This window comes from Dickeya zeae NCPPB 2538, assembly GCF_000406165.1.
GTDB lineage: Bacteria > Pseudomonadota > Gammaproteobacteria > Enterobacterales > Enterobacteriaceae > Dickeya > Dickeya zeae.
This window is the reverse complement of the sequence record NZ_CM001977.1, coordinates 4154509-4168428: the sequence shown is the minus strand read 5'-3', so window position 1 is coordinate 4168428 and position 13920 is coordinate 4154509. Positions and strand designations below refer to the sequence as shown.

Here is a 13920-nt window from a genome sequence, read left to right as displayed (position 1 = left end):
AGGCGAAACGTCTTGTACTTCTACATCGAGACACTGAAGCAAAGACTGGATGCGATCAACCAATTGCGTGTGGATCGTGCTCTGGAAGCAATGAAACCGGCTTTTAAGCAGGTTTACAGTCTTTTGCCAGTTTTATTACATCATCATCATCCGTTGATGCCTGGCTATCTGGAAGGCAAGGTTCCGCACGGCATTTGTCTTTTTTTCCCCGATGAAAAACAGCAACACTACCTCGATAGCGTCGAGTTACGCTGGGGTGAGTTGTCTGCGCCGGATCGCAAGGGCGAATTGCCGATAACCGGTGTCTATTCGATGGGCAGCACCTCGTCCATCGGGCAGAGTTGCAGTTCCGATCTCGATATTTGGGTGTGCCACCAATCCTGGCTGGATAGCGAAGAGCGCCAGCGGTTACAGCAGAAATGTCTGTTGTTGGAAAAATGGGCGGCAGGTCAGGGGGTGGATGTCAGTTTCTTCCTGATGGATGAAAACCGTTTCCGCCACAACGAGAGCGGTAGCCTGGGTGGCGAAGACTGCGGTTCTACCCAACATATTTTGTTGTTGGATGAGTTTTATCGCACGGCGGTGCGCATGGCGGGCAAGCGCATCCTGTGGAACATGGTGCCAGTAGAAGAAGAGGAGCACTACGACGAGTATGTGCTGTCTTTGTATGCCCGTGGCGCGTTGGCACCCAACGAATGGCTGGATCTCGGCGGCCTGAGCGCACTGTCGGCGGAAGAATACTTTGGCGCCAGCTTGTGGCAGTTGTATAAGAGCATTGATTCGCCTTACAAGGCGGTGCTGAAAACGCTGCTGCTGGAAGCCTACTCCTGGGAATATCCCAATACCCGTTTGCTGTCGAGCGAGATCAAATCGCGTTTGCATAACGGTGAGATCGTGTCTTTCGGGCTGGATCCGTATTGCATGATGCTGGAGCGTGTGACCCAGTATCTGACGGCGATTGATGATCAGACCCGGTTGGACCTGGTGCGTCGCTGTTTCTATCTTAAAGTGTGCGAAAAGCTCTCCCGTGAGCGCGCGTGTACCGCCTGGCGTCGCCAGATCCTGACACAACTGGTGCAGGCATGGGGATGGAGCAATGAGCGGCTGGTGATGTTAGACAACCGGGCGAACTGGAAAATTGGGCAGGTGCGCGAAGCGCACAACGAATTGCTCGATGCCATGATGCAAAGCTATCGCAACCTGATCCGTTTCGCCCGCCGCAACAACCTGAGTGTCAGCGCCAGTCCGCAGGATATCGGGGTACTGACCCGTAAACTGTACGCGGCGTTTGAAGCCTTGCCGGGTAAAGTGACGCTGGTGAACCCGCAGATTTCGCCTGACCTGTCGGAACCGAATCTGACCTTTATTTATGTGCCTGCCGGGCGTGCCAATCGCTCTGGCTGGTATCTGTACAATCAGGCACCGTCAATGGATGCCATCATCAGCCATCGGCCGCTGGAATATAACCGCTATCTCAACAAGCTGGTGGCCTGGGCGTACTTTAACGGCCTGCTGACATCGTCTACGCGTCTGCACATTAAAGGCCATGAACTGTGCGACATCGCCCGGTTGCAGGAACTGGTTTCGGATGTGTCCAGCCATTTCCCGTTGCGGGTAGCGGCACCCACGCCGAAAGCGCTGTATAGCCCGTGTGAAATTCGCCATCTGGCGATTATCGTCAACCTGGAACATGACCCGACGGCGACATTCCGCAATCAGGTGGTGCATTTCGATTTCCGCCAGTTGGATGTCTTTAGCTTCGGTCAGCAGCAGCAATGTCTGGTCGGCAGCATTGACTTGCTGTACCGCAATTCCTGGAATGAAGTGCGAACCCTGCACTTCAGCGGTGAGCAGGCGATGCTGGAAGCGCTGAAAACCATTCTTGGCAAAATGCATCAGGACGCCGCGCTGCCGGAGTCGCTGGAAGTCTTCTGCTATAGCCAGCATTTACGCGGGCTTATCCGTACCCGTGTGCAGCAACTGGTGTCAGAGTGCATTGAACTGCGCTTATCCAGCACGCGTCAGGAGCCGGGCCGTTTCAAGGCGGTCAAAGTCGCGGGCGAAACCTGGGGGTTGTTCTTCGAACGCCTGAGCGTGTCGGCGCAGAAACTGGAAAATGCGGTGGAGTTTTACGGCGCGATCTCCAACAACAAGCTACAAGGGTTGCCGGTTCAGGTTGAGACCAACCATATTCATCTGCCACCGGTGGTGGATGGTGTCGCCAGTGAAGGTATTATCCAGTTCTTCTTTGAAGATCAGTCTGATAATCAGGGTTTCAATATCTATATTTTGGATGAGTCGAACCGGGTGGAAGTCTATCATCACTGTGAAGGCAGCAAAGAAGAGTTGGTGCGCGACGTCAGCCGCTTCTACTCCTCATCGCATGATCGCTTTACCTACGGCTCCAGCTTCATCAATTTCAACCTGCCGCAGTTCTACCAGATTGTTCAGCTGGATGGCCGCACACAGGTGATTCCGTTCCGTAGCAGCGCCTTGTCGCATTTGTGCGTGACGCCGTCATCTGAGGAAAAGAAGAATCTGGTGTTGAACCAGCGCCTGCAGATGCTGTAGTACCACGTGGGCAGTGTCGCGTAGGGCATCGGGGTGAACTGACCGAGCGAATAAAATGGGGCGCAACTGCGCCCCATTTTAGTGTCGGTGACTACCTGCCCGGAGTTAGTCGAAATCAATCGTTTCGCCGCTCTGTTCTGAGCACGCCTGCGCCAGCAACGTCATGAAATCGCTGCCACTGCGGTCGCAAATCCAACGGTTGTTCTGATAATCGAAGTGGTAGCCGCCGCCTTTGGTCGCCAGCCAGACCTGATGCATCGGCTCTTGCCGGTTAATCACAATCTTGCTGCCGTTTTCAAAACTCAGGGTCATCACGCCACCATTGGTTTCGTAATCGATATCCGCATCGCCATCAAACTGATCCAGCGTTTCTTCTACTTTCAGCATCAGCGCGTCGGCCAATTGATGAAACTCGCTATCGTTCATATTCGATTCCTATTGATTTTCATGATCCACCTGCGATTATAGAGAGCATAGGTCTCCGAATGACAGGTTTTAACGAAATGAAAACTTTTTTTCGTCAGGGCGCACTGGCATTGCTGGTGTTGTCGCTGGCTGGTTGTGGTTTAAAAGGCCCACTTTATTTTCCGCCGGAGCAACCAGCACCGGTTAAAAAAACGCAGCAACAAAATACTCAGGCTCCGCAAGCATCATCCGCCCGGCAGCAATAGCCGTCGAGATAGGCAGGGTGATTGAGGATAATCTCACGGGTTGCGACAGTGTGGTTGCCGCGCCCGTTTAACGCAGCGGGGTCAGGAAATGCAGTTCTCCAAAATGCACGGTCTGGGCAATGATTTCATGGTTGTCGATGCCGTGACGCAGAATGTCTACTTTTCACCGGATCTGATCCGTCGCTTATCGGATCGGCATTGCGGAGTGGGGTTCGATCAACTGTTGATCGTCGAACCGCCTTACGATCCTGAGCTGGATTTTCACTATCGCATCTTCAACGCCGATGGCAGTGAAGTGGCGCAGTGCGGTAATGGCGCGCGCTGCTTTGCGCGTTTTGTCCGCCTGAAAGGGTTGACCAGTAAACGTGAGATCAACGTCAGTACGCATAACGGCCGCATGGTACTGTCGGTGACGGAAGATGAACTGGTGCGGGTCAATATGGGCGAACCCAACTTTGAACCGCAACAGGTGCCGTTTCGGGCGACCAAGCCGGAAAAAACCTATATTTTGCGTGCCGCGGAACACACGGTGTTGTGCGGTGTGGTGTCGATGGGTAATCCGCATTGCGTGCTTCAGGTAGATAATGTGGATACCGCGCCAGTGGAGGAACAAGGCCCGTTGCTGGAAAACCATGAGCGTTTTCCTGAGCGTGCCAATGTCGGTTTTATGCAGGTGGTCAATCCCCATCTTATCCGGTTGCGTGTGTTCGAGCGCGGCGCGGGTGAAACGCAAGCCTGTGGCAGCGGTGCTTGTGCCGCTGTGGCGGTCGGCATCCAACAGGGGCTGCTGGCAGCGGATGTCAAAGTCCAACTGCCTGGCGGTGAACTGGACATTCACTGGGACGGCCCCGGTCATCCGTTGTTTATGACTGGCCCGGCAACCCATGTTTATGATGGATTTATTCATCTATGAAAAATGTGGAAGAGCAGGCTGAACGTCAGGCGTTGACTGACGAACTGGTGTTACAGCATCTGCACCAGCACCCTGACTTTTTCATTCGCCACGCCCACCAGGTTGAGAGCCTGCGCGTTCCACACCCGGTGCGGGGCAGCGTCTCGCTGGTGGAGTGGCAACTGGCCCGTCAGCGTAACCGCATCCAGTTTTTGGAAGAGGAGATCGCCTTGCTAATGGAGCAGGCGACCCGCAACGAAGCACTATTCAGTCAGCTGTTAGCGTTGCAGATGGCGCTTTCGACCGCCGATTCGTTGCAGGACCTGCTCGACCGGCTGCACCGTTGGGCGCGCGAACTGGGATTAGTGGGGGCGGCCGTCCGACTGTTTGCCGACCGTTGGCGCATCGGCGCGCCTTCCGACTTTACCCATCTGGCGCTTAACCGGACACTGTTTGAGCCGCTACGCATCCAGCGACTGGGCGAACGGCATCACTATCTTGGCACCCTCAACGGCCCCGAACTGCTGCTCCTGTTACCGCAGGCGCGCCATGTCGGCTCGGTTGCACTGTCGCTGATGGGAAAACAGGGTGACCTGGGGCTGTTGATTTTCAGCAGCCGTGACAGCCACCATTATCAGGACGGCATGGGCACCGAGCTGCTGCAACATCTGGCGACGATCGTGCCAGTATTGCTGGAGCGATGGATTGAACGCCTATGAACCCCGATACCCCCCTGTCAGCCCCGGCAGACGCCTTTTTGCGTTATCTGCGGGTTGAACGTCAACTGAGTCCGCTGACACAACGCAGCTATGCCCATCAGTTACAGGTGATTATCGAGATGCTGTCGGCATTTGGCGTGACGGACTGGTCATCGCTGGATGCGGCGGGAGTCCGTGCCGTAGTTGCCCGCAGCAAACGTGATGGCCTGAATGCGGCCAGTCTGGCGCAACGTTTGTCTGCGTTACGCAGCTTTCTCGACTGGCTGGTAGGCCGTGGCGAGCTCAAGGCCAACCCTGCCCGCGGTGTGCCCGCACCGAAAGGCGGGCGGCATCTGCCCAAAAACATGGATGTGGATGAAATGGACCGCCTGCTGGATATCGATCTCAATGATCCGCTGGCGGTGCGTGACCGCGCCATGTTGGAAGTCATGTACGGTGCCGGGCTGCGTCTGGCTGAGTTGGTTGGGCTGGATTGCGGACACGTCAATCTGGAAAGCGGCGAAATATGGGTGATGGGAAAAGGCAGCAAAGAGCGCAAGCTGCCTATCGGCGCGACGGCGGTAACCTGGTTGACGCACTGGCTGGCTATCCGCGAGATTTATGCGCCAGAGGATGACGCGGTGTTTGTCTCCAGCCTGGGGAGGCGTATTTCTATGCGCAACGTGCAGAAACGTTTTGCCGAATGGGGCGTCAAACAGGGGGTGAACAGCCATGTTCATCCACATAAACTGCGGCATTCATTTGCTACCCATATGCTGGAATCCAGCGGTGACCTGCGCGCTGTGCAGGAATTGTTGGGCCATGCTAACCTCTCCACCACCCAGATCTATACCCATCTGGACTTTCAACATCTGGCATCGGTGTACGATGCCGCGCACCCACGCGCCAAACGAGGTAAATCCTGATGTATTTTTATCGCCCGCTCGATCGGATTGATGCCATGACATTCGATTTGGACGATACCCTGTACGACAATCATGACGTTATCCGGCGTACGGAACAGGAGTCGTTGCGGTTTTTGCAGAACTACCACCCCGGGTTACAGGTGTTCACCAGCGAAGGGTTGCGGCAGTTGCGCCAGGAACTGCTGGCGCAAGAGCCAGAGATTTATCACGATGTGACCCACTGGCGCTGGCGTTCCGTTCATCTGGCGATGACCCGGGTGGGCATGTCGCCAAACGAGGCCAAAACCGGTGCGGATGCGGTCATGGCGGAGTTTGCCCGCTGGCGCAGTGACATCACGGTGCCGCAGGAAACCCACGACACACTACGTGCGCTGGGGCAGCGTTGGCCACTGGTGGCGATCACTAACGGCAATGCCGATCCCCATGCCTGCGGCCTTGGCGACTATTTTCAGTTTATTCTGCGTGCCGGCCCAGATGGCCGCTCCAAACCGTCTCATGATATGTATCAGCTCGCCGCCGGGCGGCTGAATTTACCGTTGCACAACCTGCTACATGTGGGGGATGATCTGACCACCGACGTAGCAGGAGCGATCCGCAGCGGCGTGCAATCCTGCTGGATTAACCTGCGTGACGGCAACCTGATGCAGATTCACGATTCCCGACTGTTGCCGCATGTGGAAATTTTCAGTTTGGCATCGCTGACCACGTTGCTATAATTCTGCTATTTTTACTGTATATATAATCAGTGGAATTTGTCTCCAATCCGGAGGCCGGGTTCCCTTTTGACGGATAACCGACGCCTATGGACGTTTCTGACCTGCTCGACAGTCTGAATGATAAACAGCGTGACGCCGTGGCGGCGCCGCGCAGCAATATGCTGGTACTGGCTGGCGCAGGCAGTGGCAAAACCCGCGTACTGGTGCACCGTATCGCCTGGTTGCTGACGGTGGAGAACTGCTCGCCGTATTCGATCATGGCGGTGACCTTTACCAACAAGGCGGCGGCGGAAATGCGCCACCGTATCGATCAACTGCTCGGCACCAGCCAGGGGGGAATGTGGATCGGTACTTTCCACGGTCTGGCTCATCGCTTACTGCGCGCGCACCATCTGGATGCCGGGTTACCGCAGGATTTCCAGATTCTGGACAGCGAAGATCAGCTGCGGTTGCTCAAGCGACTGATTAAGGCGCTGAATCTGGACGAGAAACAATGGCCACCCCGTCAGGCGATGTGGTACATCAACGGCAAAAAAGACGAAGGCTTACGGCCACAGCATATCGATAGCTACGGCAATCCGGTGGAGCAGACCTGGTTGCGCATCTATCAGGCTTATCAGGAAGCCTGTGATCGTGCCGGGCTGGTGGATTTCGCCGAACTGCTGCTGCGTGCCCATGAGTTGTGGCTCAACAAACCGCATATTCTTCAGCATTATCGCGATCGCTTTAACAACATTCTGGTGGATGAGTTTCAGGATACCAACCGCATCCAGTATGCCTGGATCCGCCTGTTGGCTGGCGATAGCGCCAAAGTGATGATCGTCGGCGACGACGACCAGTCAATCTACGGCTGGCGTGGGGCGCAGGTGGAGAACATCCAGCATTTCCTGCGTGACTTCAACGACGTGGCGACTATCCGTCTGGAACAGAATTACCGTTCCACCGCCAATATTCTGAACGCCGCCAACGCGTTGATTGCCCACAACGGCGATCGACTGGGTAAAAACCTGTGGACCGACGGTATTGAAGGCGAGCCGATTTCGCTCTACTGCGCCTTTAACGAACTGGATGAAGCGCGGTTTGTGGTCAACCGCATCAAGGTGTGGCAGGAAGCGGGCGGTGCGCTCAGCGAATGCGCTATTTTGTACCGCAGTAACGCCCAATCCCGTGTGCTGGAAGAAGCGTTGTTGCAGCAAAGCCTGCCGTACCGGATTTATGGCGGTATGCGATTCTTCGAACGGCAGGAAATCAAGGACGCGTTGTCTTATTTGCGCTTGATGACCAACCGCAACGATGATGCCGCGTTTGAACGCGTGGTTAACACCCCGACGCGCGGTATCGGCGATCGCACCCTGGATGTGGTGCGCCAGACCGCCCGCGACCGTCAGTTGACGCTGTGGCAGGCCACGCGTGCGTTGTTGCAGGAAAAGGTGCTGGCTGGGCGTGCGGCGGCGGCATTACAGCGTTTTCTGGAACTGGTGGATGCGCTTGCCAGCGATACCGCTGACTTACCCTTGCATGTGCAGACCGACCGGGTGATTCGCGACTCCGGCTTGTGGAGCATGTACGAGCAGGAAAAAGGCGAAAAAGGCCAGGCGAGGGTAGAGAACCTGGAAGAGCTAGTGACGGCGACCCGGCAATTCAGCTATCAGGATGAAGATCAGGATTTGCTGCCACTACAGGCCTTTTTGTCTCACGCGGCACTGGAAGCTGGCGAGGGGCAGGCGGATGCCTATCAGGACGCGGTGCAATTGATGACATTGCACTCGGCCAAAGGGTTGGAGTTCCCGCAGGTGTTTGTCGTCGGTATGGAAGAGGGGATGTTCCCCAGCCAGATGTCGCTGGACGAAGGCGGTCGCCTGGAAGAAGAGCGTCGGCTGGCGTATGTCGGCGTGACGCGCGCCATGCAGAAACTGACGCTGACTTACGCTGAAAGCCGCCGGTTATACGGTAAGGAGACCTACCACCGCCCGTCACGCTTTATTGGCGAGTTGCCGCCTGAATGTGTGGAAGAGGTGCGGCTGCGCGCCAGTGTTTCGCGCCCGGTCAATCATCAGCGGCTGGGGACGCCAATCAGCCAGAGCGATACCGGCTATAAGCTGGGGCAGCGGGTGCGCCACGCCAAGTTTGGCGAAGGCACCATTGTTAACGTGGAAGGCAGCGGCGAGCATTGCCGTATCCAGGTCGCCTTTGTGGGTCAGGGTATCAAGTGGCTGGTGGCTGCCTATGCCCGTCTGGAGGCGGTATAGCACCGCCGGGGTATGAGGGCGTACGGGTGTTCAGTCTGTGCTCATCGGATGTGTCGGGTGGACACAGACTAATCATCTGATTGTTTGTTGACAGTCTTTTTCATCTCAGCGTAACATGCGCCCATCATTATTCCCGGAGGACCCACGCCTTGGACACACCCAGTCGATACTGGCTCAATAACCTACTGATTAGGTATAACTTCTAAGGCTATCTTCCCTGTGCTGATAGCCTTTAAGGTTATCAGCGACACCGTTTGTCGCATCGAGTCAGCACCGTCTCACGGCCTGAAACCTGATGGTGACGTTTCCCACCCAGTTTCTGTGTTTCAATCGCGTCTTGTCCCTCTTTGTTACATTTTGGGAGCATGGCTTATGCTGAGCGCATTTAAACTCGATAACTGCCGTTTAACTCGCCTGGAACTGGATGAAAGCGACGACCTGACTACCTCGCTATGGGTGGATTTGGTCGAGCCGGATGCCGAAGAGCGAGAGTACGTGCAGAGTCAGCTGGGACAAAGCCTGGCGACCCGACCGGAACTGGAAGACATCGAAGCATCAGCCCGTTTTTTCGAAGATGAGGATGGGCTGCATATTCACTCCTTTTTCTTTTTTGAAGACACGGACGATCACGCCGGTAACTCCACGGTGGCGTTTACTATTCGTGATGGCCGCCTGTATACGTTGCGTGAGCGCGAGTTGCCTGCTTTCCGTCTTTACCGCATGCGAGCCCGCGCACAAACGCTGGTCGATGGCAACGCGTACGAACTGCTGCTTGATCTGTTTGAAACCAAGATAGAACAACTGGCGGATGAAATTGAAAATATCTACAGCGACCTGGAGTCGCTGAGCCGGGTGATCATGGATGGCCGCCAGGGCGATGAATATGACGACGCGCTGTCGACGCTGGCGGAACTGGAGGATGTGGGCTGGAAAGTGCGCTTGTGTCTGATGGATACCCAGCGGGCGCTCAACTTTTTGGTGCGTCGTGCCCGTCTGCCCAGTGGTCAATTAGAGCAGGCGCGTGAGATTCTGCGAGATATCGAGTCGCTGTTGCCGCATAACGAATCGCTGTTTCAGAAGGTCAACTTCCTGATGCAGGCCGCGATGGGGTTTATCAACATCGAACAGAACCGCATCATCAAAATCTTCTCGGTGGTATCGGTGGTGTTCCTGCCGCCAACACTGGTGGCATCCAGCTATGGTATGAACTTCGAATTCATGCCGGAACTGAAGTGGGCCTACGGCTATCCCGGCGCACTGGTGCTGATGCTGCTGGCCGGTCTGGCTCCTTACCTGTACTTCAAACGCCGTAACTGGCTCTAACGCCTCCCCCCTCTTTTCTTCCGATAGATGACTCGTTGACCGCAAGGCTGACGAGTCTCTGCTGCACTTTGATTGATAATTATTGATAACGGACAGATTTAGCACCGATAGATGCCCGTCACTTGGGCTGGCAGGGTAAAATAACCACTCTTGTTTTGATGCTGTAACAGGTACTGTGCATGGAGAGGTTTTCCGCATCGACACAATGGTTCATGCTGCTGGCAGTATCGTTGGTGTTGGGATTGGGTTTACAGTTTTATCATGTTCCGGCGGCACTGTTGCTCGGGCCGATGTTGGTCGGTGTGGTCATGGGCTTGAACGGTTCGACCATTCGCATCCCCCGTACGTTCTTTTATGCCAGTAATGCCGTGCTGGGCTGTCTGGTCGCGCAAAGTCTCTCCCTGTCTATCCTGACGCCACTGATAAAAGAGTGGCCGTTGGTGGTTTTCATCCTGTTATCAACGCTGATTGCCAGCGGCTTGTCCGGCTGGTTGTTGATGCGTTATAGCGAACTGCCGGGAACGACCGGCACCTGGGGGGCATCACCGGGTGGGGCGTCGGCCATGGTGGCGATGGCGAGTGACTTTGGCGCGGATGTTCGTCTGGTGGCATTCATGCAGTACCTGCGGGTATTGATGGTAACTGCGTCGGCGGCGTTTGTGGCGCGAGCCAGTCTCGGGCCGGGTGCCGAAGCCAATAATGCGTTACTGGTTTGGTTCCCCTCGCTGGACTGGCGCTTCCCCGGTACGCTGGCGATGGCGTTTAGTTGTGCCTGGGTGGGCCGATGGTTGCGTATTCCTTCCGGCCAACTGTTGGTGCCCATGATCGTCGGGTCACTATTACATTCTTCCGGCATCATGACATTGCAAACACCAGAATGGTTACTGGCGGTGGCTTATGCCTTGATTGGCTGGAGCGTTGGGCTGTCATTTACCCGACCAGTGTTTTTGCTGGCGCTGCGAACCCTGCCAAAAATGATGCTTTCGATTATCACGCTCATGCTGTTGTGTGGTGGGATGGCGCTGATGCTGATGCACCTGTTATCGGTGGATATGCTGACTGCCTATCTGGCAACCAGCCCCGGCGGGCTGGATTCTATCGCTATTATTGCCGCCGGTAGCCGGGTGGATATCGCGTTTGTGATGGCGCTGCAGACGATGCGCCTGTTCACCACCCTGATTTTCAGCCCGATCTTATCGCGTTACATCTCGCGTCACGCGGAGGCTGGTGCGGCGTAGCCGCCGCTGCGTATAGAGCGCATCGAGCGTAAACACGCCGAGTGCCAGCCAGATGAACGCAAAGGTGACCAGCCTGTCTGGTGTGATGGTTTCACCGTAGACCAGTATCGCCAGCAGGAAGGTCAGCGTCGGTGCCAGATACTGAAAAAAGCCTAGGGTAGACAACCGCAGGCGTACGGCGGCGGCGGTAAACAGCAGCAGCGGCACCGTAGTCACCACGCCTGACGCCATCAACAGCAGATTGAGCGATAACGGATTTTGACTGAATTGGCTGGTGGGGGAATCGGCCAGCCATTCCAGATAAACCAGAGCCGCAGGCAACAGCCATAGCGTTTCAAACAGCATCCCGGTCTGGCCGTCGATGGCGATCTTTTTACGCAATAAGCCGTAAACGCCGAAGCTGAAGGCCAGGGTGAGCGCAATTACCGGCAGTGAGCCGAGCACCCACAACTGTACCAGTACCCCGCACACCGCCAGCAGCATCGCCAGCCATTGTGTCGGACGAAAGCGTTCGCCAAGGAATAGCATTCCCAGTAGCACGCTGACCAACGGGTTGATGAAATAGCCTAAGCTCGCTTCCAGCATGTGGTTATGGTTGACTGCCCAGATATACGTCAGCCAGTTACAGGCGACCAGTATGGCGGTAATCGCCAGCAGCAATAGCTGACGCGGCTGACGGCAGGCATTACGCACCGCACCCCAGTTACGGCACAGGGTCAGCAGCAACAGCATGAAAAAGAATGACCAGATAATCCGGTGGCCCAGAATTTCATTAGCCGGTACTTGCCTGATTTGTTTGAAATAAATTGGGGCAACTCCCCAGAGGATATAGGCACCAAGGGCGAACAGAACCCCCTGGCGGTGTTGTGGCATGCTCATTGATAAGAAACCAGTCACCCGCGAATGAAAAATCCAGTGTACCGGAGCACAACGCGGGTGTCTTGTTACCGTGCGCCGCTGAGTCTCCTGTCACGGTGTGTTTAACCCACAATATAGGTGGCGATAGCACTGGCGATATGCGAGTGTTTTTCATTGTGCAGCTCAGCCCGCGCGACGGCGATTTTATTTCCGCCACGTAGCAAATGACTGGTCAGGGTAAAGTGTTCGCCACGACCAGGCCGCAGGTAATCCACCCGCAGGTCGATGGTGCCCATGCGTGAAAGCCGATGCTGTAACTCCTGTTCGCTCAGGGTGTCATGGCGCAATAACGCGCTGCCCACACACACCAGCCCTGCCGCCACATCCAGACCGGCGGCGATCACGCCACCGTGCAGGATCTGCTGCAATGCGTTACCCACCAGCTTGTTCTGATGGTTAAAACGCAGTGTCACTGCGTCCGGCGAAAAGGCGTCCAGCGTGAGGCCCAGTTCCTGATTGAACGGCATCTGATAGATAAAAATGTCGCTGACACGCTGACGTATCCTATCCTGAGTGAGCGGTGTAGTAGGCATGTGTGAGTCCTTAATAACGATAACACCGGTAGGGTGGTTAATTTTTATGTCTTTATTGGTTAATAAGTTGTTATTTTAGGCGGCGTTATGGTTTCTTGCTACTGGCGGTGATTATAAGAACAGGATAACTGCGCAAACCGGATGCGCTGTGTACACTATCCGCCGCGAATTCAGTTCGTTATTGGGGCCACTTATCTATCACGATCCTTTGGGAGATGACGTACATGTATAAATCAGGCGGGGTGGTGGTTGCGCTGATGCTGGCGGCGACGGCGCAGGCGCAGGAGGCTCGCGTTCAGGAAATTCATGATGCGCCAGCCGTACCGGGCAGTATTATCGCCGGTTTGCTGCAACAGCATGATACGCCGTTTATTCTCTACCCGTATGAAAGCAACTACCTGCTTTATACCTACACCAGCGATATCAATAAGCAGGCGATTGAGAGTTACAACTGGGCTGAGCATGCCCGTAAGGACGAAGTGAATTTCCAGATAAGCCTCGGTTTTCCGCTGTGGCGTGGCATCGCCGGTGATAACTCACTGTTGGGTGCATCCTATACTCAGCGCTCCTGGTGGCAGATGTCCAATAAAAGCGAGTCTTCCCCGTTTCGTGAAACCAACTACGAACCGCAATTATTTCTTGGCTGGGCGACCGATTATCGCTTTGCTGGCTGGACGCTGCGCGATGTGGAATGGGGATTTAATCATCAGTCCAATGGACGTGCTGACCCGACTTCGCGGAGCTGGAACCGGGTCTATGCCCGCCTGATGGCGCAAAATGGCAACTGGCAGGTTGATGTGAAACCCTGGATTCGTTTGCACGATAGCGAAGATGATAACCCGGACATCATCCGCTACATGGGCCATTACCGGGTGCGTGTCGGCTACCGTTGGGGCGATAGCGTTTTCAGCGCCGAAGGGCGTTATAACTGGAACAGCGGTTACGGCAGCGGCGAGATAGGCTGGAGTTATCCGATCACCGATCATGTGCGTTTTTATACCAAGGTGTTCAGTGGTTACGGCGAGTCGCTGATCGATTACAACCACCGCCAGACCCGCTACGGCATTGGTGTGACGCTCAATGACATGTTGTAGTCAGGCCAGTCTGCTTGCGAGTATCGCTGCGGGCCGTTACAGAAAACCCGGCAACAAACGTTGCAGTTTTAGCGGGTGGCGCTGAAAATAG

13 protein-coding genes are annotated in these 13920 nt (G+C 55.4%); 10 read left to right on the top strand and 3 right to left on the bottom strand.

Features of this window, described 5'->3' with window-relative positions:
* Positions 1–12 precede the first annotated feature (12 nt).
* Complete coding sequence (locus tag DZE2538_RS18275; protein WP_038916934.1) at positions 13–2571, top strand: class I adenylate cyclase; 2559 nt, start codon at positions 13–15, stop codon at positions 2569–2571.
* Between the two features lie 105 nt (positions 2572–2676).
* Here the strand turns inward: DZE2538_RS18275 and cyaY are convergent, their stop codons facing one another.
* Positions 2677–2997 (bottom strand): iron donor protein CyaY, encoded by a 321-nt coding sequence (gene cyaY, locus DZE2538_RS18270; protein WP_016942886.1) that lies wholly within the window; start codon positions 2995–2997, stop codon positions 2677–2679.
* 77 nt (positions 2998–3074) lie between these two features.
* On the opposite strand from cyaY, the gene lptM reads away from it, so the two are divergent.
* The 8 genes from lptM (at position 3075) to DZE2538_RS18230 (ending at position 11284) form a co-directional block, all read left to right on the top strand.
* Positions 3075–3242, top strand: coding sequence for an LPS translocon maturation chaperone LptM (gene lptM / locus DZE2538_RS18265; protein WP_020477063.1), 168 nt, complete (start codon positions 3075–3077; stop codon positions 3240–3242).
* A gap of 88 nt (positions 3243–3330) precedes the next feature.
* A complete protein-coding gene (gene dapF / locus DZE2538_RS18260) occupies positions 3331–4155 on the top strand; it encodes a diaminopimelate epimerase (RefSeq protein ID WP_016942887.1) in 825 nt (274 codons plus the stop codon).
* On the top strand, positions 4152–4853 hold the full coding sequence (locus DZE2538_RS18255; protein WP_019845847.1) for a DUF484 domain-containing protein: 702 nt from the start codon (positions 4152–4154) through the stop codon (positions 4851–4853). Before dapF ends, DZE2538_RS18255 begins: the two co-directional genes overlap by 4 nt.
* Positions 4850–5758 carry a tyrosine recombinase XerC gene (gene xerC / locus DZE2538_RS18250; RefSeq protein ID WP_038916933.1) on the top strand — a complete coding sequence of 303 codons (909 nt, stop codon included), beginning with the start codon at positions 4850–4852 and terminating at the stop codon, positions 5756–5758. The genes DZE2538_RS18255 and xerC overlap by 4 nt, the downstream gene beginning before the upstream one ends.
* Positions 5758–6474, top strand: coding sequence for a 5-amino-6-(5-phospho-D-ribitylamino)uracil phosphatase YigB (yigB, locus tag DZE2538_RS18245; RefSeq protein ID WP_038916932.1), 717 nt, complete (start codon positions 5758–5760; stop codon positions 6472–6474). Before xerC ends, yigB begins: the two co-directional genes overlap by 1 nt.
* Positions 6475–6560: 86 nt before the next feature.
* Positions 6561–8723 carry a DNA helicase II gene (gene uvrD, locus DZE2538_RS18240; protein ID WP_023640959.1) on the top strand — a complete coding sequence of 721 codons (2163 nt, stop codon included), beginning with the start codon at positions 6561–6563 and terminating at the stop codon, positions 8721–8723.
* A 372-nt stretch (positions 8724–9095) separates the two neighbouring features.
* Positions 9096–10046, top strand: coding sequence for a magnesium/cobalt transporter CorA (corA, locus tag DZE2538_RS18235; protein ID WP_019845843.1), 951 nt, complete (start codon positions 9096–9098; stop codon positions 10044–10046).
* A 179-nt stretch (positions 10047–10225) separates the two neighbouring features.
* Positions 10226–11284: an AbrB family transcriptional regulator gene (locus DZE2538_RS18230; protein WP_038916931.1), complete on the top strand. Its 1059-nt coding sequence runs from the start codon at positions 10226–10228 to the stop codon at positions 11282–11284.
* Here DZE2538_RS18230 and rarD read toward each other — a convergent pair.
* Positions 11240–12163, bottom strand: a complete 924-nt coding sequence (rarD, locus tag DZE2538_RS18225; RefSeq protein ID WP_038916930.1) for an EamA family transporter RarD — start codon at positions 12161–12163, stop codon at positions 11240–11242. The genes DZE2538_RS18230 and rarD overlap by 45 nt on opposite strands.
* 101 nt (positions 12164–12264) lie before the next feature.
* Positions 12265–12735: a thioesterase family protein gene (locus DZE2538_RS18220; RefSeq protein WP_019845840.1), complete on the bottom strand. Its 471-nt coding sequence runs from the start codon at positions 12733–12735 to the stop codon at positions 12265–12267.
* A gap of 224 nt (positions 12736–12959) precedes the next feature.
* Here DZE2538_RS18220 and pldA point away from each other — a divergent pair, with 224 nt between their 5' ends.
* Positions 12960–13829 carry a phospholipase A gene (gene pldA / locus DZE2538_RS18215; protein ID WP_023640955.1) on the top strand — a complete coding sequence of 290 codons (870 nt, stop codon included), beginning with the start codon at positions 12960–12962 and terminating at the stop codon, positions 13827–13829.
* Positions 13830–13920: the final 91 nt, after the last annotated feature.